Origin of the sequence: Rhodovulum sp. ES.010 (genome assembly GCF_900142935.1) — a bacterium.
Classification (GTDB): domain Bacteria; phylum Pseudomonadota; class Alphaproteobacteria; order Rhodobacterales; family Rhodobacteraceae; genus Rhodovulum.
This window is the reverse complement of record NZ_FSRS01000001.1, coordinates 2,927,056-2,945,896: the sequence shown is the minus strand read 5'-3', so window position 1 is coordinate 2,945,896 and position 18,841 is coordinate 2,927,056. Positions and strand designations below refer to the sequence as shown.

The following is an 18,841-nucleotide window of genomic DNA, read 5'->3' as shown; positions in this document are numbered from 1 at the left end:
CGTCAGTCTCCGTCCAGGGCATTGAATCCGGCCGCGACGCCCAGCGTGGGGCCAAGCTCCCGCGCGACGATCTCGCGGATCCGGTCGATCGCCTGTTGCAGGATCTCCACCCGCAGCCGCCCTGCGGGCGTCTCGACGCCCGCGAAGACAGGATCGTTCAGCTCGTCCGCCAGCGCGAAGGCGCGGTCGTAGGCGTCGCCGATCCGGGCGGCGATCCCGGGGTGGTCCGCGGCCAACAGCAGCGCAAGCTCGCGCGTTCCCGCCAGCGACAGCGCGACATGGTGCAGCGACCGCCCCGACCGGCGCGCCTCGGCACGGGTCGGGCGCGGGCGCTCGAACGTGCCGAGCGGGCGGCCGAGCCGGGTGTCGGAGGTGAATTGCAGCCCCCCGGACAGCGCCTTGAAGAACTCCTGCGCGGCCTCCTCGCGGCTGCGGTAGGTCTCGTTGCGGCCGGCGGTGCGGATCGACGCGGCATAGTCCGTGCGCCAGTCGGCGAGGATCGCCCGGGACACCGCCGCGATGTCGCGGGCGATGGCCCGGACCAGCGCACAGCGGTACGCGGCCGCCTCGTCCCCGGCGAAGGCCGGATCATGGAGCAGGAATTCCATGGCGTAGAAGCCCCGCGCGGCGATCGACACGGTCGCGAACGCGTCGGGCTCCTCGATGACCGGGTCGCGCTCGGCGATCAGGCCCGACAGGGCCCTAGGGGTGGCACCCCGGCTATCGGGCCAGAACGCCAGGGCAAAGGCCCGATCGTCGGTTTCGGTGGGCCCGAAGCGCAGGTGGGAGACACGCAGCCACGCATCGAACGCCCCGGCCCAGGCATTGCGCAGCGCCGCATCCCCCGGCGCGCACCGCTCGGCCGCGACGGCGTCAAGCGCGGCGCCCTCCTCGGCAAGGCGCGCGAACCCCGCGATGACGTGGTCCCCGACGATCTTGTCCAGCGGCACCTCGGCCGAGGCGGCCTTGAACCACATGAGCGCCAGGACCAGCATCAGTCCGCGCAACATCACAGGCTCTCCAGGAAGCGGATCAGGGCGGCGCGGTCCTCGGGGTCCATCGCGGCGACGGCAGCGCGCTGCGCCTCGGCCTCGCCCCCATGCCAGAGGATCGCTTCGAGCAGCGACCGCGCCCGGCCGTCATGCAGGAAATGGCTGTGGCCGCTGACCTGATCCGTCAGACCGATCCCCCAAAGCGGGGGCGTGCGCCATTCCCGACCCGTCGCCCGCGCCTCGGGCCGGGTGTCGGCCAGGCCATCCCCCATGTCGTGCAGCAGCATGTCGGTATAGGGCCAGATCAGTTGAAAGCTCTGCGCCGGCCGGTCGTTCAGACGGTGGGTCACGTAAGAGGGCCGGTGGCACGACGCGCAGCCGGTCTCGTGAAAGACCCTTTTCCCGCGCAACACCTCGGGGTCGTCGACGTCGCGGCGCGCCGGCACGGCGAGGTTCTGGCTGTAGAAGGTCACGAGGTCGAGGCCCTCGGCGTCGATCTCGAACACGCGCTCGTCTCCGTCGCCATGGGGCGCGGTGATGCAGGCCGCCTGGCCCGAGGTGCACGCGCCGAAGGCGTCCGGAAAGAGCGGGTTGGAAATGCCGATATCCCCGGCGAAGGCGGCGGCCGACTGATGGCGGATCGTCGGTGCACCGGCCTTGAGCCCGAAGCGGCCCAGCATCGCCATGTCGTATTCCACCGACCAGACGATGTTCGGCCGCCCGGAAATCCCGTCGCCATCCGCGTCTTCCGGGTCCGCCCAGGCCAGGATGTCGGCCGCCGGGATCGCTTCCAGCAGCCCCAGCCCGATCATCTGCGGCGCGACCCGCGGGCTCAGCATCGCGTCCGCGTGCAGCGGCCCGTAGCCGGGATCGGCCAGCCGGTAGGTGGGCTTGCGCAGATGCGCGACCTCGCCGCCCGCAAGCGGCACCTCGATCTCCTCGTAGGCGATCTCCATCCGCCCTTCGGCGGCGTGGCCCGGCAGGGCGCGGTCCTGGATCTGGGTGCCGTAGGTCGGCTCGGGCAGGGTCGCGATATAGTCCTCGATCTCGTCGATGGTGTCGTCCGGCCCGCCCGGAATCGAGACCCGCAGGAACATCGAGACGGCGCTGTCCTCGGGCCCCTCGGGAGGATGGCCCCGCCCGTCCTTGAGGTGGCAGCGCTGGCAGGATCGCGCGTTGTAAAGCGGCCCCAACCCGTCCGAGGCGCGGGTGGAGGCCGGCGCCGAGACCCAGATCTTGCGAAAGAGCCCGTTGCCGACCTTGAACGTCAGTTCTCCCTCGAAGCCGATATTGGCCGAGGGCTGGGAAAAGGCATCCGGGTTGGCCCGCGCCCGAACCGTGGCCGCCCCGGCCGACATCTCCTCGAAGGTCTGCGGCGCAGAGAAATCCGTGGGCAGCGCCGTCGCCCCGGCGATGCGGTCGGTTTCCTCTGCGGTGCGGGGGATGATGTCCAGGTGCGGCTCGTCCAGCACCCCGGACAGGGCGGGGGCCGCGGCCGTCAGGACCGCGGCCAGGGCGCTAGTCGGCTTCGTCCATCCGAGTGGCGTTGAGTTGCGCATAATTCTCCGGTCCGATCCGCTCGAACAGGTCGAGCTGGGTTTCAAGGAAGTCGATATGCCCTTCCTCGTCGGCAAGCAGTTCATCGAACAGTTCCTTGGTGACGTAGTCGCCCGCCTCGACGCAGTATTCCCGCGCTTCCTTGTACAGCGCCCGCGCCTCGTGCTCGGCGGCGAGGTCGCATTCCAGCGTTTCCTTCGGCGTCTGGCCGATACGCAGCGAGTCGAGCTTCTGCAGGTTCGGAAGACCTTCGAGGAACAGGATGCGCTCGACCAGCTTGTCGGCGTGGTGCATCTCCTCGACGCTCTCCTCGCGGCTCTTCTTGGCCATGTGGCCAAGGCCCCAATCGTCCTGCATCCGGTAGTGCAGCCAGTACTGGTTGATCGCCGTCAACTCGCTGCGCAACGCGCGGTTGAGATACTCGATGACCTTGGGATCGCCTTTCATGCCGGTTTCTCCTTGCTGATGGCTGGGCGGAGGTTCTGGAGGTCCGAGGGAACCTCCAGGTTTGGATTCGCCCTCATCCTATCGAGAAAGTTCGGCATGCAGCACCCGCAATCTGCGGATTTCCCAAGCGCCCGAAAGACTTTGCCCGGCGTGATGAGCGTTGCCGGGTCCGAGGCGCGCATCCAGTCGATGGCGGCGTGGATTTCCTGGTCGGTGATGTTGCGGCAGCTGCAGACGATCATGACGGCGTCTCTCGGGTCTGGGCCGGGGCCCCCGTGGCGGGCCCCGGCTGGGGGGCTACTGGAAGACGGCGGAGGGGTTGTCGAGGCTGTCGGAGCCCTCGAACTCGATCGCGTCGAGCCCGAGCGTGGCGACCACCCGCTCGATGCTGCGGGTCTGGTCGGTCAGCGCGTCGACGCCCCCCATGATCAGCGCCTCGCCGGCGGCGTTGCCGCGTTCGAGCATCCGGTCATAGGAGAACCCCGCCTCGGCCGCGGTCTTGATCTGGCCGAGTTCGATCATCGTGTGGGCGAGCTTGTCGCGCAGTTCGGCATCGAGCGCGGCATCGGTCGCGGCGACGAGCTCGGACAGCGACGGGCCGGAGACGGTCGTGCCGTCGACGCGGACATACTCGCCGACATAGACGTTCCGGATGCCGAGACCGTCGTAATAGTGGCTGTTGTGGGTGTTGTCCGAGAAGCAGTCATGCTCTTCCTCGGGGTCGTTCAACATCAGGCCCAGCCGCATCCGTTCGCCCGCCTGCTCGCCGTAGGACAGCGAGCCCATCCCGGTCAGGATCGACGCAAGCCCGGCATCCACGTTTTCCATCAGCGCCTGGCGCGCGGCGGCGCCGTCGGCCCATTGCGCGGCCATCCATTCGAGGTCGCTGACCAGCAGGTCGGTCGCCGCCTGCAGATACGCGGCGCGGCGGTCGCAATTGCCGTTCGTGCAGGCCTCCCCCTGCGCGTAGTCGGTCCACGGCCGGTCGCCCGCGCCCGGATCGGTGCCGTTCGTGTCCTGCCCCCAGAGCAGGAACTCGATCGCGTGATAGCCGGTCGCGACATTCGCCTCGATCCCGTCGGCCTCATGCAGGGTCTCTTCCAAGAGCGTCGGCGTGATCTCGGACGCATCGACCGTCTGGCCCGACAACGTGAAGCTCGGGCTCGCGACGACGTTCAGCGCCGCCAACCGGTTCTCGTCCGACGGCCCGCCATAGCCGGTTTCGACATAGTCGATCAGCCCCTCGTCCAGCGGCCAGGCGTTCACCCTGCCCTCCCAGTCGTCGACGATGGCGTTGCCGAAGCGGTAGACCTCGGTCTGCTGGTAGGGCACGCGCGCCGCGAGCCAGGCCGCGCGCGCGGCCTGAAGCGCCTCGGCCGTCGGCTCCGCGATCAACGCCTCGACGGCGGATCGCAACTCGCGGGCCAGCGCCAGACTGTCGGAATAGCCAGCCTCGGCAATGTCCGCATAGGTGTCCAGAATCGCGGACTTTTCAGGCGCATCCTGCGCCAGCGCGGCGCTGCCCAGGCCCAGGGCGAGCACGCTCGCCGCGGTCAGTTTCCCTCTCATGTGTTCCCGTGTCCCTTTGTCGGTCGCGTTTTCCGGGCAATCCTGCCCCCCTTGCCGGCGTCCGGGCCCTGACGCCTTGGATAAAACCTGAGTTATTCAGTCAGCCATGTCAATCCGAGTTTTTTACTCGGAATAGCTAAAGGACCGGGCGGGATGCCCGGGGCCGGACGACGTCATCTCATGAAGTCAGAGGCTCTCGCCGGTCTCCGCGTCGAAGAGCTTGGCCTTGGCCATGTCGACCTCGAACCGGAAGGCCGACCCCGGTCTCGCGGCGTCCTCGGGGCGGACACGCGCGATGTAGTCCCGCCCATCGATCTGGAACACGATCATCGTGTCGGGGCCGGTGGGTTCCACCACCTCGACGGGCGCCTCGAAAACGTAGCGATGCTCGCCCGGAAGCTCGGTGCCGGCGGCGAAGATCGTCTCGGGCCGCAGGCCCAGAACCACATCGTGCCCGTCCGGCGCCGTCACGTCCTTGCCCGCCGGACCGCTCATCGGGAAGCGCAGCGTCTCGCGCGCGCCAAGCGGAAGAACGAAAAGCCTGCCACCGTCGCGCCGTAGACGCCCCGGAATCATGTTCATCGGCGGCGAGCCCATGAAGCCCGCGACGAACATGTCGACGGGCTCCTCGTAGATCGTGGCCGGATCGGCGAACTGCCGGATATGGCCGTTGTCCATCACCGCGATCCGGGTGGCGAGCGTCATCGCCTCGATCTGGTCATGGGTGACGTAGACCACGGTCTTGCCCAGCCGGTGGTGCAGCTTCTTGATCTCGGTGCGCATCTCTATGCGCAGCTTGGCGTCGAGATTGGAAAGCGGCTCGTCGAACAGGAAGACCTCCGGTTGCCGGACCAAGGCGCGGCCCATCGCGACCCGCTGGCGCTGGCCGCCCGACAACTGGCCGGGCTTGCGGTCGAGCAGGTGGTCGATCTGGAGGAGTCTGGAAAACTCCTCGACGGCGGTCTGCTGCCGCTCCTTCGGGATGCGTCGCGTCTGCATGCCGAAGGTGATGTTCTGTTCCACCGTCTTGGTCGGATAAAGCGCGTAGGACTGGAACACCATCGCGATGTCGCGGTCGCGGGGCGGCACCTTGTTGACCTTGTTGCCGCCGATGAAGATATCGCCCGAGCCCACGGTCTCCAGCCCCGCGATCAGGTTCAGAAGGGTCGATTTTCCGCAGCCCGAGGGGCCGACGAGCACCACGAACTCGCCCGGCTCGATGTCAAGGTCGATCCCCTTGATCACCTCGTTGCCGCCGAAACTCTTGCGCAGCTTTTCCAGCCGGATGCCCGATGCCATGCCCTACCCCTTCACCGCCCCGGCCGAGAGCCCGCGCACGAAATAGGCGCCGGCGACGACGTACACCAACAGCGTCGGCAGCCCCGCGATGATCGCCGCGGCCATGTCGACATTGTATTCCTTCACCCCCGTGGAGGTGTTCACCACGTTGTTCAGCGCCACCGTCACCGGGTTGGAATCGCCCACGGTGAACGCCACGCCGAACAGGAAGTCGTTCCAGATCTGGGTGAACTGCCAGATCACCGTGACCACGATGGCCGGCAGCGACATCGGCAGCACGATCCTGAAGAAGATCCCGAAGAACCCCGCGCCATCGACCTTGGCCGCCTGCACGATCCCGTCGGGCACCCCGATGAAGAAGTTGCGGAAGAACAGCGTGGTGAAGGCCAGCCCGTAGACCGTGTGCACCAGCACCAGCCCCGGCACGGTGCCCGCCAGTCCCAGTTCGCCCAGCGTGCGCGCCATCGGCAGCAGCACCACCTGGAACGGGATGAACGCCCCGAACAGCATCAGCGCAAAGATGATGTCGGCACCCGGAAAGCGCCATTTCGTCAGGGCATAGCCGTTCAACGCCCCCAAGGTCGTTGACAGAAACACAGCCGGAACCGCCATCGCGACCGAGTTCATGAAATAGGGCTGCAACCCGTCGCAGCGCACGCCCACGCAGGCCGAGCCCCAGGCCTTGGCCCAGGCCTCGAACCCGATGTCGCGGGGGAAGGCGAGGAAACTGCCCTCGCGGATCTCGGCCAGCGATTTCAGCGAGGTCGCGAGCATCACGAAAAGCGGGAAGAGGTAGTAGAGGCAGAAGAGCCCGAGGATCGCGAACAGCACGACCCGCATGAGCCAGGCCCCGGGACCGGAGGCGCGCACGATGCCCGAGGTGGTCCGCTGCCTCATTTCCGCGCCCCCCGGAGTTCGGAATAGAGATAGGGCACGATGATCGCGCAGATCGTCATCAGCATCATCACCGCCGACGCCGCCGCCACCCCCAGTTCGGACCGCTGGAAGGCGAACGCGTACATGAAGGTCGCCGGCATGTCCGTGGCGTATCCCGGCCCGCCGCCGGTCAGCGCGACGACCAGGTCGAAGCTCTTGATCGACAGATGCGCGAGGATGATGACCACCGACAGGAAGACCGGGCGCAAGGACGGCAGCACGATGCCTGTATAGACCCGCCACGGCCCCGCCCCGTCGATGGCCGCGGCCTTCAGGATCTCGTCATCGACGGACCGGAGCCCGGCGAGGAACAGCGCCATCGCGTAGCCCGAGCTTTGCCAGACGCCCGCGATGACGATGGTGTAGATCGCGAAATCGGGGTTCACCAGCCAGTCGAAGGTGAAATTCTCGAACCCCCAGTCGCGCACCACCTTCTCGATGCCGAGGCCGGGATTCAGGATCCATTTCCACACCGTCCCGGTCACGATGAAGCTCAGCGCCATCGGGTAGAGGTAGATCGTGCGGATCACGCCCTCGACGCGGATGCGCTGGTCCAGCAGGATCGCCAGCAGGATGCCCAGCGCCATGCTGATCCCGATGAAGAGCGTCGAGAAGAGAAACAGGTTCTTCAACGCCACGTACCAGCGCGGCGTGTCCCAGAGCCGTTCGTATTGCAGCAGGCCCGCGAAATCGTAGACCGGCATAATCCGCGACTCGGTCATCGAGATGTAGACCGTCCAGGCGATGAAGCCGTAGACAAAGAACAGGCTCAGCGCGAAGAGCGGCGAAACCACCATCAGCGGCAGGCGCCGCTCGATCGCGCGTGAAATCGCTGTCAGCACCCTGCCCCCTGTCGGTGCGGCGGCCGGGGCGTCGCCCCCCGGCCGGGCCTTGTCCTTACATCGCGCGCTGAACCGCGTCGGCGAGCCGCTGGGCCGCGTCCTCCGAACTCATGTCGGAGTTGAAGAACTCGGTCACGAGGTCGAGGAATTCGCCCCGGACCGACCGCGGCACCGCCATCTCGTGCGCCATCGAGGGCACGAGGGCATCGTTCTCGATCGCCGCGACCAGGTCGTCATGCGAGCGCTGCGCGCAGAGGTCGAAATCGTCGAGCGACACGTCGGTCCGCGCCGGGATCGACCCCTTGGCAAGGTTGAACGTCTCCTGGAAGCCCGGAGACATGATCAGGCTGGCCAGCTTCTGCTGGCCCTCGATGTTCTCGTCGCCCTCGACCCTGAAGAAGGCGAAGCTGTCGGAATTCAGCACGAAGCCGTTGCCCGGCGTCGGCGCGCAGACGAAATCCTCGCCCGGCACCTGGCCCGCGGCCAGGAACTCGCCCTTGGCCCAGTCGCCCATGATCTGGAACGCGGCCTCGCCGTTCATCACCATGCCGGTGGCAAGGTTCCAGTCGCGGCCCGAGAAGTTGGCGTCGACGTAGTCGCGCAGCTTCCGCAACTGGTCGAACGAGGCGACCATCGTGTCAGATGTCAGCGCCTCCTGGTCCAGTTCGACCAGCGCGGCGCGGAAGAAATCGGCCCCGCCGATCCCCAGCACCACGTTCTCGAACAGCGTCGCGTCCTGCCAGGGCTGGCCGCCATGGGCCAGCGGCGTGATCCCCGCCTCCATCAGCGTGTCGGCCGCGGCGTTGAATTCGTCCCAGGTTGTCGGCATCTCCTCGATCCCGGCCTGGGCCAGCACCTCGGGGTTGGCCCACATCCAGTCGACCCGGTGGATGTTCACCGGCGCGGCGACATAGTCGCCGTCGTATTTCATGATCTCGGCCAGCACCGGCGGCAGCACGTCGTCCCAGTTCTCGGATTCCGCGACGCTTTCGACATCGGCCAGCGCGCCCTGCTCGGCCCATTCCCGGATGCCCGGCCCCTTGAGCTGCACCGCGGTGGGCGGGTTGCCCGCCACCACGCGCGCGCGCAGCGCCGTCATTGCCGCATCGCCGCCGCCACCCGCGATCGGGGAATCGACCCAGGTGCCCCCGGCATCCTCGAAGCTCTGCTTGAGTTCGCCGACAGCCTTGGCCTCGCCGCCCGAGGTCCACCAGTGCAGCACCTCGACGGTGCCCTGCGCCGGCGCGGCGCTTCCCAGTGCGAGGCTCGTCACCGCGGCGAGCGGGACAATCGTGGTCATACGGAACATGGAAACTCCTCCTCTGTTCGGCGCGGCGCGCGGACACCCGTGGCCGACCGGCCTCCTCCTCCGTCCGGGCGGCAAGTGTCGGGGCGAACGGCCGCCCGGTCAAGCTAGCACGCGTTGCCCCGCCCCCGTCTTGACCGCCGTCAACGGCCGGAACCGGGCGGGCCGCACCTGCGCCCGGCGCCGCGCGCCCCGGGAAAGCGCGGTCGGCGCCCGGCCCCGCAAATGCGTGCCGGCCCGCAGGGCTCGTCTTCGGAAAGGAGGCGGCGCCCGGACCGGGACGCGATCCGGCGACTGGACGTTGCCATGCCGGGTACTCGCGCTTCGCGGGCGCGTGCGGGGACGGGGCGTGCGGGGACGGGGAATGCCAGCCCCGCGGCGATCACGCGGCCGCGATGCCGGGCTCAGCGGTCGAAGAAGTCTTCCTCGACCTCGCTCGGATTGATCCCGATGGCTTCCAGCCCCGCCTCGAGGTAGTCCGCGAAAAGCGGCATGTTCACGAGGTAGTCTTCGGTCGGCGTCGTCGCCTCGGTCTTGGCCGTCTCGATGGCCTCTTGCAGGTCGTCGGCATCGAAGGTGTCGCGCCCGATCCAGGTCAACGCCACGAGGCTGGCTTTCTCGTCCTCGTTCATCGCCGCGATGAAGGCGCGCAATTCGGCCTCGGCCATGCGCTTCTCCCGGGCCTGAAAGATGACTTGCACCACCTTCCGCGGGCTGATCTCAAGCAGGTCTTCCATCTCGTCGTGATCTCCTCCGAACGCGGGCGTCAAGTGTCGCCCGCGCGCGGTCCGGGTACAAGGGGGGCTCAGCGCTTGGACGCGAAAATCGGGTAGTACAGCCAGTCGGGCAGGAACTGCGACAGGCGGAACACCCAGGAGAACACGGTCGGGAAGCTGCGCGAGAAATTGTCGGACATCATGTGCTCGACATATTCATGCGCGGCCGGTTCCGGGTCCATGATGAACGGCATCTCGAAGTCGTTCTTGTCGGTCAGCCGCGTGCGGATGAAGCCGGGATTGACCACCTGCACCTTGATGCCGCTTTCGCGCAGATCGGCATGCATGCTTTCGGCCAGCGACATGATGCCCGCCTTCGACGCGCAATACCCGATGGCGCCGGGCAGGCCGCGGAACCCCGACAGGCTGCCGGTCAGCACGATATGCCCCGCGCCCTTCTCGACGAACTTCGGAACGACCTGGCCCAGAACGCGCGCCGCGCCGGTCAGGTTGATGTCGAACATCGCCTCGACCTGCTCGGCGTTCCACTCCTGCGCGGGCTGCGGCCAATAGACCCCGGCGAGGTACACGATCCCGTCGATCTCGCCGACCTTCTCGACCGCCGCCTTGACCGAGGCCGCGTCCGACACGTCCACCGTGACCACGTCCGCGCCCCGCGGCAGCGACTCCGCCAGGTCCTGCAGGCGCTCTTCCGTGCGTGCGCTCAGCACCGGGCGCACGCCCAGCGCCGCGAGCCGCTCAGCCACGGCCCGGCCCAGCCCCTCGCTTGCGCCAACAATCCAATACCGTTTGCCGATCCAGTCGTTCACACCGCCTCCTTCGGACGCATTGTCGCCACCAGTTCGGCAACCGGAATGCCGAACTTTCGGAACTGGCTCCGATTCATGATGGTTCCGTTGTCCATAAGATACATCCAGTCGATTGTGTCGAGCACATGACCACCGGAGTCCTCGGGAAGACGAATCCGGTAGCGCAGGTGCACCGCCGAGCCCTTCTGTACACCCTCGCCCGCGCCGACGACATCGGGCGCTTCGGCGCGGATGGACCCGTCATTGCCCAGCGTGAAGGTCCAGCGTCGGCTCTGCGTCGCCCCGCTGTCGTAACGAAATTCCTCGGTGACCGTTCCGGTATTGCCGTCCCAGCGCGCCTCGAAATCGGCCACGAAACGCGAGGCCACCCGCCCGGTGGGTCCGTAGATCACGCCCTCGCACTGGATCGGGCCGTCGAGATGCTTGCGCATGTCGAACGCGGGCCCCTTGTCCGCGTAGTCCGACGCCCGCTGCGCGGGGAAGGCAAGGCTGCGCGCCCGCAGAACCGCGAGACCGGCCGCGGCCAGCAGGCCAAGGCAGAAGGCAAGCAAGGGACTCATCGAATCGTCTCCCGTGTAAGCGGCGTCGCGGCCAGAAGCCCGATCGCGAGGAGTTTGAGCGCGCAGGGCACCAGAGCGTAGAGAATGCTGAGCATCGCCAGCGCCGCGGGCGGGTTGTCGGCCCCGGCCCGGAACCCGGTGCTTTCCAGAAGCGGCAGCAGGGTCACGGCGGCGAAGGCCAGCGTGAATTTCGACACGAAGGACCAGAGCCCGAAGGCCTGGCCCGCGTTCGGCGAGACATGGGACATGCGCCCGGCGAAGATGGCGGGCAACAACGTCATGTCGGCGCCAAGCGCCGCGCCCGAGGCCAGGCAGATCAGCGCGAACGGCAGGATGTCGCCGGCCCCCAGCAGCGCGGCGTAGCCGAAGGCGAGGATCGACAGCACCATGCCCGCGATCAGCGCGGGCCTTTCCCCCCAGCGCCGCGCCGCCAGCCCCCAGGCCGGGGCGGCGGCCGCCGCCGACAGGAAGAACAGCAGCAGAAGCGGCCCCTCCCAGCCCGGCGCGGCCAGACGGCTTTCGACGAAGAACAGGAACAGGGTCGAGGTCACCGCCACGGGCGTCGCGTTGACCAGCGCGATGAGCAGGAGCCGGCGCGCGATCGGGTCGGCCAGGACCTCGCGGAAATTGCTGTCCTGCGGCGCGATGGGCAGCGCCCATTCGCGGCGCATGGCAAAGGCCGCCAGGATCGCCAGCCCCGCGAACCCCGCCGAAAACAGCGCGAACGGCGCCCCCGTCGCCAACAGGACCGTCGGCGCCACCGCCGCCGCGCTCACCCCCAGAAGCGCGCCGGTCTCGCGCCAGGCGGCCACGCGGACATGGCCGGCCTCGCCCATCCGTGCGGCGCGCGACACGCCCTGGGCATAGAACGTGATGGTGAGAAAGCTGAACGCGGTGAACAGGCCCGTCAGGGTCAGCCCGAACCACAGGAGCGGGGCCACCGGCGGCGTCACCGCGAAAAGCGCCGCCATCGATCCCGCCAGCAGCGCGACCCCCGCCCCGACCGCCAGTCCGCGCACCCGGTGCAGCCGTTCCGACAGCCAGCCCAGCGCGGGGTCCTGCACCACGTCGAACAGCCTGAGCCCGAACAGGACCGCGCCCAGCGCGGCCAGGCTCACCCCGTACTCGTCCACGTAGAATTTCGGCGCGTGGATGTAGATCGGCAACCCGGCCGAGGCCAGCAACGCCGCGAACAGGGCATATCCGGGCAGCGGCGCCCGCTGGCCCCCCTCGGCCATCACGAGACCTCTTCGGCCGGCGGCTCGGGGCGCCGGCGGTACTTGGCGCCCTTGAGGAACAGCCAGAGCGCATGCCAGTGGATCAGCGCCAGCACCCGGCGCGACCCGAAGGGCCGGCGCACCATGCTCTTGACGATCGTCCAGTTCGTCAGCGGCCGGCGCGGTCCGGTGAGGGTGGCGTAAAGCCCTTCTTCGTCACCCGCCGAGTAGTCGATCCAGATGCCCACCTTGTCGGGGCGGATATCGAAGCGGAAGCGGTAGCCGCCCGCGATGGGCTGGAACGGCGAAACGTGGAATATCTTGGTCGCGGTCAGGATGTCGGCCCGCCCGATGGGCCGCTGGTCGGGGTGGTGGCAAAGATAGGAATGCCGGTCGCCGAAGGTGTTGCTCACCTCGGCGATCACCACACGCAGCGCCTCGTCCTTGCCGTAGCACAGCCAGAAGCTGACCGGGTTGAACTCGTGCCCCATGACCCGCGGGAGCGTCATCAGCTCGATCCGGCCCTTGGCGGCGAACAGATCGTGCGCGGCCAGCACCTGGCGCACCCAGGCCGCGCCCTGCCCGGCACCGCGCGGGCCGCCGTGGTCGGCATCCCAGACCGACATGACCTTCTTTTCGTTGTAGCCGAACAGGCTGGGGTGGGTCGGGTCGGGGGCCTCGGCATCCATCAGCACGTAATCGACCGTGTGATGCAGCTTGTGCCGCACCGCGCCGTGCCGTTCGTGGTAGGTCTGGCCCCTCACATGCTCGACGATCGACGTCATGCCGCCACCGTTTCGGACTCGCGCCGTTTCATGGCCTCGGCCACGTCGACGGCGCTGGCAAGCCCGTCCTCGTGGAACCCGTTCCGCATCCAGGCGCCGCAGAACCAGGTCCGGTTGAACCCGTTCATCTCCCGTATCTTGGTCTGCGCCTGCAACGCCGCAAGGTCGTAGACCGGGTGACGGAAGGTCACGGTGTCGTAGATCAGCGTGTCGCGGATCGCGCGGTCGGTGTTGAGCGTCACGAACAGCGGATCGTTTTCCGGGATCGGCTGCAGCGAGTTCATCCAGTAGGTCAGATCGATCCGGTCGCGCGGGCCGCCCGCGGCCTCGGTGTAGTTCCAGCTTGCCCAGGCCGCACGGCGCTTCGGCATCAGGGACGTATCGGCGTGCAGAACGGCCTCGTTGGGCTGGTAGCGCACCGCGCCCAGCGCCGCGCGTTCTTCGGGCGTCGGGTCGGCCAGCATCGCCAGGGTATCGTCGGCATGGGTGGCGAAGACCACGGCATCGAACGCCTCCCACGCCCCGCCCCGCGCCCGCAATTCGACGCCCGCCTCGGCGCGCCGGACCGCCTCGACCGGCGCGCCGGTGCGGATCTCCGTACCGTGCTTGCGCAAGGCCGCATCGAGCCGGCGGACATACTCGATGGAGCCGCCCTGAACGGTGTGCCACTGGTGCTGGCCGGTGTGGCTGAGCAGCGCGTGGTTCTCGAAGAACCGGATCAGCGCCTGGGCGGGGAAGTCGAGGATGCCCTGGCACGGCGTCGACCAGATCGCCCCCGACAGCGGCAGCAGATAGCGGTCGCGGAACCAGTCGCCGGTGCCGAGCGCCTTCAGAAAGGCACCGATGGTCATGTCCGGGTCGCGCGCCACCCTGAGCGCGTTGGCGTTGAACCGCATCACGTCGCGCAGCATCGCCAGATATTTCGGGCTCAGCGCGTTCGCGGGCTGGGCGAACACGGCCTTGAGGTTCCGCAGCCCGTATTCGAAGGCCCCGCCGTCGAAGGATGCGCCGAAGCTCATGTCCGATTTCGCCACCGGCACGCCGAGGTCGTCGAACAGCCGCGTCAGGTGCGGGTAGTTCACGTAGTTGAACACGATGAACCCGGTATCGACCGGCTGGTCGCCCCGCTTGCCCGCAAGCACGGTCCGCGCATGCCCGCCCAGCCGCGTCTCGGCCTCGAACAGCGTGATGCGGTGGTCCGCCCCGAGAAGATGGGCCGCTCCCAGACCCGATATCCCGGCACCGATGACGGCGATGCGCCGGGGGGCGCCCGCTGCGGTTTCGAAAGGCATGTGGTCCTGCTCCTGATCTGTCCGACCGATGCATATGGCGTCCCGCCGCCCCATGTCCACCGGCCGCGGGCGGCGGCGCATCCAAACCGGGCGGCGTGACTCTTTTTTCGCCGTTTCGGTGATCCAGTCCCGGTCTGCGGTCGTATACCGGATATGTTGAGCGGCTCATGTGCCACCGAGGAATCGGATGCAGGCCTGCTGGTCAGGTCCTATGCTCGTCCGCGAGAAGCTGCGGTCCGATCTGTCGAGGCTAAGGTCGTGAAACAACGGGAAGCGTCCGACGCGCGCTGGGTTGTGTTGGTGAAGCGGGTTCGATCCGCAAGGGATCAGGCCGCGTTTGCCGAACTTTTCGGCCACTTCGCGCCGCGCGTGAAGGCGTTCCTGATGAGATCGGGGGCCGATCAGGCCCTCGCGGAGGAATGTGCGCAGGAGGTTATGGCCACGATCTGGCACAAGGCGCATCTGTTCGACCCGGAACGGGCGAGCGTGGCGACCTGGGTGTTCACGATCGCGCGAAACCGTCGGATCGACGCGCTGAGAAAGCAGCGCCGCCCGGAGCCCGAGGATCTGTCCTGGGGCCCCGAGCACGAGCCCGACCAGGCGGAAACGGTCGCCCTGCAGCAGGAGAGCGAACAACTGGGCAAGGCGCTGGCCGCCCTGCCCGAAAACCAGAGGGTTCTGATCGAGCGGGCCTATTTCGGCGAGTTGTCGCACAGCGAGATCGCCGCCGAGACCGGGCTCCCGCTCGGGACGATAAAATCCAGGATACGGCTGGCGCTGGAGCGCTTGCGCCACGAGATGAAGTGAGACGCCTATCATGACGAGTGAAATCAAGCATCACCTGACCGACGACCTGCTGATGGCCTATGCCGCGGGTTCGCTGCCCGAGGCGTTCAGCCTTGTCGTCGCGACGCATGTGTCGCTTTGCGACGAGTGTCGGGCGCGGCTGGCGAGTTTCGAGGCCGTCGGGGGCGCCGTTCTCGACGAGGCGCCGGATTGCGCGATGTCCGAGGACAGCTTTGCCGCAACCATGCGCCTGATCGCCGACACACCCGAGGACGACCGGATCGCGGCCGAAGACGTGCCGGGCGTGTTCCCCAGGCCGCTGCGCGACTATGTCGGTGGCGATGTCGAGGCGGTGCAGTGGAAATCGCTGGGCGGCAGGGTGCGGCAGGCCCTCCTGGCCACGTCGAGGGACGCGACCGTGCGCCTGCTCTACATCCCCGCTGGCATGCCGATGCCCGAGCACGGGCACGCGGGCACCGAGTTGACGATGGTCTTGCAGGGCGCGTTCGAGGATGCGGACGGGCTGTTCGCGCGCGGCGATGTCGAAGTCGCGAACGAGGAACTCAGCCACACGCCCGTCGCCGCGCCGGGGCGGGACTGCATTTGCCTCGCCGCGACCGACGCGCCGTTGAAGTTCTCCGGTCTGCTGCCGCGAATCGCCCAGCCGTTCATCGGCATCTGACCGTCATTCGCCGGGCTTGGTGAGGGCGACAACCCGCTCCTCGTCCGGCGCGAGATCCTCGAAGTCGAAATTGTCGAGCCTGGCGGCGCGTTTGCCGGCCCGCTCGGCGGCGACCCCGATGCCGTCCAGATCGGCGCGCGCCTGGCTGAAATGGGTGTCCAGCTTGTTCACCCGCTCCACCACCAGTTCCACGTCCCGGTGCAACTGCTTCAGCGTGCGGCGGATCGCGCCGGCCTGCTCGCGCATCCGCGCGTCCTTGAGGATCGCGCGCATGGTGTTCAGCGTCGCCATGCAGGTGGTGGGCGACACGATCCAGACCCGCGCCTCGAAGCCGTCCCGCACCAGCTCCGGGAAATTCGCGTGCAGTTCCGCATAGACCGCCTCGGACGGCAGGAACATCAGCGCGCCGTCCGCGGTCTCGCCCTCCAGGATGTATTTCTCCGAGATCGCCTTGATATGCGCCCGCACGGACGTGCGCAGCTGCTTCGCCGCCTCGTTGAGGTCCCATTGCGTTTCCGCGCGGCGCAACGCCTCGTAGGCCTCCAGCGGGAACTTGGAATCGATCACGAGGGGACCGGGCGGATTGGGCAGGCGGATCAGGCAATCGGCCCGCTTGCCGTTCGACAACGTCACCTGCAGATCGTAGCTGTCCTTCGGCAGGGCCTTGCCGACGATGTCCTGCAACTGGATTTCGCCGAACGCGCCGCGGGTCTGTTTGTTCGACAGGATGTCCTGCAACGACAGCACATCGCCCGACAGCTTCTCGATATTGGCCTGCGCCTTGTCGATCGTCACCAGCCGCTGCTGCAATTCGCCCAGGGACAGCGCCGTGCGCCGCGACGCGCCCTCCAGGTTGCGGTTCATCTGCTCGGTGACCTGGCCGAGGCGGGCCTCCATCAGCTTCAGGAGGTTCGTCTGGCTGGCCGCCTGCGCCTCGGACACATGCGTCAGCCCTCCGGCCAGCTGTTGCTGCCCGTGGCCCAGGCTCTCGACCCGGCGGGCGAGCTGGTCCATCTGGTAGATCAAGGGCTCGGCCAGCGCCGCCGAGCGCCCGGCACGGCGCACGGCCAGCACCAGCAGCGTGAGCACGACCAGAACCAGCACCGCAACCGCGCCCGTCCCGAGCACAAGCGGATCGTCCCAGGTGTACACCCGGCCGCCGACGACGATCTCCTTGCCGATCTCGATCATCGCCGCCCGAACAGCCTTTCGATATCGGACAGCTTCAACTCGACATAGGTGGGCCGCCCGTGGTTGCACTGGCCGGAATGGGGTGTCGCCTCCATCTCGCGCAGCAGCGCGTTCATCTCGTCCGCCCGCATCCGGCGCCCGGACCGTATGGAGCCATGGCAGGCGACGCGGGACAGGATCGCCTCGATCCGGGACCGAAGCGTCTGGCTGTCGCCCAGATCGGCGATCTCGTCCAGGATGTCGCGGATCAAGGCCCCCGCGTCCACCTCGCCCAGAAGCGCCGGCGTTTCGCGCACCGCCACGGCCCCCGGCCCGAACGGCTCGACCGTCAGGCCCAGCCGGGCGAGGGTCTCGGCATGGCCCATCAGCCGCGCGACGTCATCTTCCGACAGGTCCACGATCTCGGGGATCAGCAGCGCCTGCGCGGCCACGCCGGTCTCGTCCACCTGGCGCTTGAGCTTTTCGTAGACCAGGCGTTCATGCGCGGCATGCTGGTCGACAATGACGATGCCGGCCCCGGTCTGGGCGACGATGTAGTTTTCGTGGACCTGCGCACGGGCCGCCCCGAGGGGCAGCGTTTCGGTCTCGGGCGCGGGTTCGGCCGCCTCGAAGCGCGCCGAGGGTTCGGCCAGGCCCGGCGCGACGGGCTGCGGCGCCTGCGCGGTGCGGGCGACGGCGACCGCCTGCGGCGACGGCCGGTCCATCTGGTAGACGCGCGGGGCTGCGGGCTCGGGCCGCATCGCGCCCAGCGTCTCGCCCGCGACGGTGGTCGACGCGCGATGCCCCGCCCCGGCCAGCGCGTGGCGCAGCGCCGAGACGATCAGCCCGCGCACCACGCCGGGGTCGCGGAACCGGACCTCGGCCTTGGCCGGGTGCACGTTCACGTCGACCCGGTGGGGATCGCATTCCACGAACAGGGCCGCCGCCGGGTGGCGGTCGCGCGACAGGAAATCGGCATAGGCGGCGCGCAGCGCGCCGATCAGCAGCTTGTCCCGCACCGGGCGGCCGTTGACGAAGAGGTACTGCGCCACCGCCGCGCCGCGGGAATAGGTCGGCAACGCCGCGTAGCCGACAAGCGACACGCCCTCGCGCTCGGCGTCGATCCTCAGCGCGTTCGCGGCGAACTCGGCCCCGAGGATGCGGGCCAGCCGGCCGTGGAGCGCATCGAAAAGGTCGCCCGTCTCGGGATCGGCGCGGAAGGTCACCCGGCCCTCGCCGCCATCCGACAGATCGCGCAGGGTGAAGCCCACGAAGGGCTCGGCCATCGCCAGGCGCTTGACCACATCCCCGATCGCCTGCGCCTCGGCCCGGTCGGTGCGCAGGAATTTCAGCCGCGCGGGCGTGGCAAAGAACAGGTCGCGCAGCTCGACCACCGTGCCGCGGGACAGCGCGGCGGGGCTCACCGGCGCGATCCGCCCGCCGGACACCGCGATCCGCGCGGCCTCGGCCCCGTCGGCGCGCGAGGTGATCGTCAGCCGCCCCACCGCGCCGAGCGACGGCAGCGCCTCGCCGCGAAAGCCGAAGCTGGAAATGTCGAGCAGGTCGGACCCGTCGATCTTGGACGTCGCGTGGCGCGCAAGCGCCAGCGGCAAGTCCGCCGGCCTGATGCCATGGCCATCATCGGCCACGCGGATCAGCGTCTTGCCGCCATGCGCGATGCCGACCTCGATGCGCCGCGCGCCGGCGTCCAGCGCGTTCTCGACCAGTTCCTTCACCGCCGAGGCCGGCCGCTCCACGACCTCGCCGGCCGCGATGCGGTTGATCGCGGCTTCGTCGAGTTGGCGGATACGCGGAAGATCGGCGTGTATATTGGGGGTCGGCGAGTTCATACCAC

Annotated in this window: 19 protein-coding genes; 2 read left to right on the top strand and 17 right to left on the bottom strand. The window is 68.3% G+C overall.

Features of this window, described 5'->3' with window-relative positions; translation table 11 throughout:
- Positions 1 to 2 precede the first annotated feature (2 nt).
- The 15 genes from BUR28_RS14485 to BUR28_RS14415 all read right to left on the bottom strand — a co-directional run bounded on the left by BUR28_RS14485 (position 3) and on the right by BUR28_RS14415 (position 14,348).
- Positions 3 to 1,010: an imelysin family protein gene (locus tag BUR28_RS14485; RefSeq protein ID WP_139307584.1), complete on the bottom strand. Its 1,008-nt coding sequence runs from the start codon at positions 1,008 to 1,010 to the stop codon at positions 3 to 5.
- Complete coding sequence (locus tag BUR28_RS14480) at positions 1,010 to 2,551, bottom strand: di-heme oxidoreductase family protein (RefSeq protein ID WP_139307583.1); 1,542 nt, start codon at positions 2,549 to 2,551, stop codon at positions 1,010 to 1,012. Before BUR28_RS14480 ends, BUR28_RS14485 begins: the two co-directional genes overlap by 1 nt.
- Entirely contained in the window at positions 2,511 to 2,996 is a 486-nt protein-coding gene (gene bfr, locus BUR28_RS14475; RefSeq protein ID WP_074220762.1) for a bacterioferritin, read from the bottom strand. Before bfr ends, BUR28_RS14480 begins: the two co-directional genes overlap by 41 nt.
- Positions 2,993 to 3,238, bottom strand: coding sequence for a (2Fe-2S)-binding protein (locus BUR28_RS14470; RefSeq protein WP_074220761.1), 246 nt, complete (start codon positions 3,236 to 3,238; stop codon positions 2,993 to 2,995). Before BUR28_RS14470 ends, bfr begins: the two co-directional genes overlap by 4 nt.
- A 55-nt stretch (positions 3,239 to 3,293) precedes the next feature.
- The gene (locus BUR28_RS14465; RefSeq protein ID WP_074220760.1) at positions 3,294 to 4,565 is read right to left on the bottom strand and encodes an imelysin family protein; all 1,272 of its coding nucleotides are present in this window, start codon (positions 4,563 to 4,565) and stop codon (positions 3,294 to 3,296) included.
- Between the two features lie 186 nt (positions 4,566 to 4,751).
- A complete protein-coding gene (locus BUR28_RS14460) occupies positions 4,752 to 5,864 on the bottom strand; it encodes an ABC transporter ATP-binding protein (protein WP_074220759.1) in 1,113 nt (370 codons plus the stop codon).
- A gap of 3 nt (positions 5,865 to 5,867) precedes the next feature.
- Entirely contained in the window at positions 5,868 to 6,761 is an 894-nt protein-coding gene (locus BUR28_RS14455; RefSeq protein WP_074220758.1) for a carbohydrate ABC transporter permease, read from the bottom strand.
- On the bottom strand, positions 6,758 to 7,630 hold the full coding sequence (locus tag BUR28_RS14450; protein ID WP_074221674.1) for a carbohydrate ABC transporter permease: 873 nt from the start codon (positions 7,628 to 7,630) through the stop codon (positions 6,758 to 6,760). Before BUR28_RS14450 ends, BUR28_RS14455 begins: the two co-directional genes overlap by 4 nt.
- A gap of 67 nt (positions 7,631 to 7,697) precedes the next feature.
- Complete coding sequence (locus BUR28_RS14445; RefSeq protein ID WP_083626664.1) at positions 7,698 to 8,951, bottom strand: ABC transporter substrate-binding protein; 1,254 nt, start codon at positions 8,949 to 8,951, stop codon at positions 7,698 to 7,700.
- A 401-nt stretch (positions 8,952 to 9,352) separates the two neighbouring features.
- Entirely contained in the window at positions 9,353 to 9,676 is a 324-nt protein-coding gene (locus tag BUR28_RS14440) for a DUF3775 domain-containing protein (RefSeq protein ID WP_074221672.1), read from the bottom strand.
- A 77-nt stretch (positions 9,677 to 9,753) separates the two neighbouring features.
- The gene (locus tag BUR28_RS14435; protein ID WP_074220757.1) at positions 9,754 to 10,494 is read right to left on the bottom strand and encodes an SDR family NAD(P)-dependent oxidoreductase; all 741 of its coding nucleotides are present in this window, start codon (positions 10,492 to 10,494) and stop codon (positions 9,754 to 9,756) included.
- Entirely contained in the window at positions 10,491 to 11,054 is a 564-nt protein-coding gene (locus BUR28_RS14430) for a DUF3833 domain-containing protein (RefSeq protein ID WP_074220756.1), read from the bottom strand. Before BUR28_RS14430 ends, BUR28_RS14435 begins: the two co-directional genes overlap by 4 nt.
- Entirely contained in the window at positions 11,051 to 12,292 is a 1,242-nt protein-coding gene (locus BUR28_RS14425; RefSeq protein WP_074220755.1) for an MFS transporter, read from the bottom strand. Before BUR28_RS14425 ends, BUR28_RS14430 begins: the two co-directional genes overlap by 4 nt.
- Complete coding sequence (locus tag BUR28_RS14420; RefSeq protein ID WP_074220754.1) at positions 12,292 to 13,056, bottom strand: DUF1365 domain-containing protein; 765 nt, start codon at positions 13,054 to 13,056, stop codon at positions 12,292 to 12,294. The genes BUR28_RS14425 and BUR28_RS14420 overlap by 1 nt, the downstream gene beginning before the upstream one ends.
- Complete coding sequence (locus tag BUR28_RS14415; RefSeq protein ID WP_074220753.1) at positions 13,053 to 14,348, bottom strand: NAD(P)/FAD-dependent oxidoreductase; 1,296 nt, start codon at positions 14,346 to 14,348, stop codon at positions 13,053 to 13,055. Before BUR28_RS14415 ends, BUR28_RS14420 begins: the two co-directional genes overlap by 4 nt.
- Before the next feature lie 294 nt (positions 14,349 to 14,642).
- Here BUR28_RS14415 and BUR28_RS14410 point away from each other — a divergent pair, with 294 nt between their 5' ends.
- Together BUR28_RS14410 and BUR28_RS14405 are read left to right on the top strand one after the other, a co-directional pair.
- On the top strand, positions 14,643 to 15,155 hold the full coding sequence (locus BUR28_RS14410) for a sigma-70 family RNA polymerase sigma factor (protein WP_371441619.1): 513 nt from the start codon (positions 14,643 to 14,645) through the stop codon (positions 15,153 to 15,155).
- 10 nt (positions 15,156 to 15,165) lie between these two features.
- A complete protein-coding gene (locus BUR28_RS14405) occupies positions 15,166 to 15,816 on the top strand; it encodes a ChrR family anti-sigma-E factor (RefSeq protein WP_074220752.1) in 651 nt (216 codons plus the stop codon).
- Between the two features lie 3 nt (positions 15,817 to 15,819).
- Here the strand turns inward: BUR28_RS14405 and BUR28_RS14400 are convergent, their stop codons facing one another.
- Together BUR28_RS14400 and mutL are read right to left on the bottom strand one after the other, a co-directional pair.
- On the bottom strand, positions 15,820 to 17,007 hold the full coding sequence (locus BUR28_RS14400) for a DNA recombination protein RmuC (RefSeq protein ID WP_074220751.1): 1,188 nt from the start codon (positions 17,005 to 17,007) through the stop codon (positions 15,820 to 15,822).
- On the bottom strand, positions 17,004 to 18,836 hold the full coding sequence (gene mutL / locus BUR28_RS14395; RefSeq protein ID WP_074220750.1) for a DNA mismatch repair endonuclease MutL: 1,833 nt from the start codon (positions 18,834 to 18,836) through the stop codon (positions 17,004 to 17,006). The genes BUR28_RS14400 and mutL overlap by 4 nt, the downstream gene beginning before the upstream one ends.
- Positions 18,837 to 18,841: the final 5 nt, after the last annotated feature.

Excerpts from the sequence above, each read along its gene's own strand:
- BUR28_RS14455 (WP_074220758.1), bottom strand. The coding sequence starts at position 6,761 with ATGAGGCAGCGGACCACCTCGGGCATCGTGCGCGCCTCCGGTCCCGGG.
- BUR28_RS14460 (WP_074220759.1), bottom strand. The coding sequence starts at position 5,864 with ATGGCATCGGGCATCCGGCTGGAAAAGCTGCGCAAGAGTTTCGGCGGC.
- BUR28_RS14425 (WP_074220755.1), bottom strand. The coding sequence starts at position 12,292 with ATGGCCGAGGGGGGCCAGCGGGCGCCGCTGCCCGGATATGCCCTGTTC.
- BUR28_RS14480 (WP_139307583.1), bottom strand. The coding sequence starts at position 2,551 with ATGCGCAACTCAACGCCACTCGGATGGACGAAGCCGACTAGCGCCCTG.
- BUR28_RS14420 (WP_074220754.1), bottom strand. The coding sequence starts at position 13,056 with ATGACGTCGATCGTCGAGCATGTGAGGGGCCAGACCTACCACGAACGG.
- mutL (WP_074220750.1), bottom strand. The coding sequence starts at position 18,836 with ATGAACTCGCCGACCCCCAATATACACGCCGATCTTCCGCGTATCCGC.
- BUR28_RS14430 (WP_074220756.1), bottom strand. The coding sequence starts at position 11,054 with ATGAGTCCCTTGCTTGCCTTCTGCCTTGGCCTGCTGGCCGCGGCCGGT.
- BUR28_RS14400 (WP_074220751.1), bottom strand. The coding sequence starts at position 17,007 with ATGATCGAGATCGGCAAGGAGATCGTCGTCGGCGGCCGGGTGTACACC.
- bfr (WP_074220762.1), bottom strand. The coding sequence starts at position 2,996 with ATGAAAGGCGATCCCAAGGTCATCGAGTATCTCAACCGCGCGTTGCGC.
- BUR28_RS14465 (WP_074220760.1), bottom strand. The coding sequence starts at position 4,565 with ATGAGAGGGAAACTGACCGCGGCGAGCGTGCTCGCCCTGGGCCTGGGC.
- BUR28_RS14485 (WP_139307584.1), bottom strand. The coding sequence starts at position 1,010 with ATGTTGCGCGGACTGATGCTGGTCCTGGCGCTCATGTGGTTCAAGGCC.
- BUR28_RS14470 (WP_074220761.1), bottom strand. The coding sequence starts at position 3,238 with ATGATCGTCTGCAGCTGCCGCAACATCACCGACCAGGAAATCCACGCC.
- BUR28_RS14415 (WP_074220753.1), bottom strand. The coding sequence starts at position 14,348 with ATGCCTTTCGAAACCGCAGCGGGCGCCCCCCGGCGCATCGCCGTCATC.
- BUR28_RS14405 (WP_074220752.1), top strand. The coding sequence starts at position 15,166 with ATGACGAGTGAAATCAAGCATCACCTGACCGACGACCTGCTGATGGCC.
- BUR28_RS14445 (WP_083626664.1), bottom strand. The coding sequence starts at position 8,951 with ATGTTCCGTATGACCACGATTGTCCCGCTCGCCGCGGTGACGAGCCTC.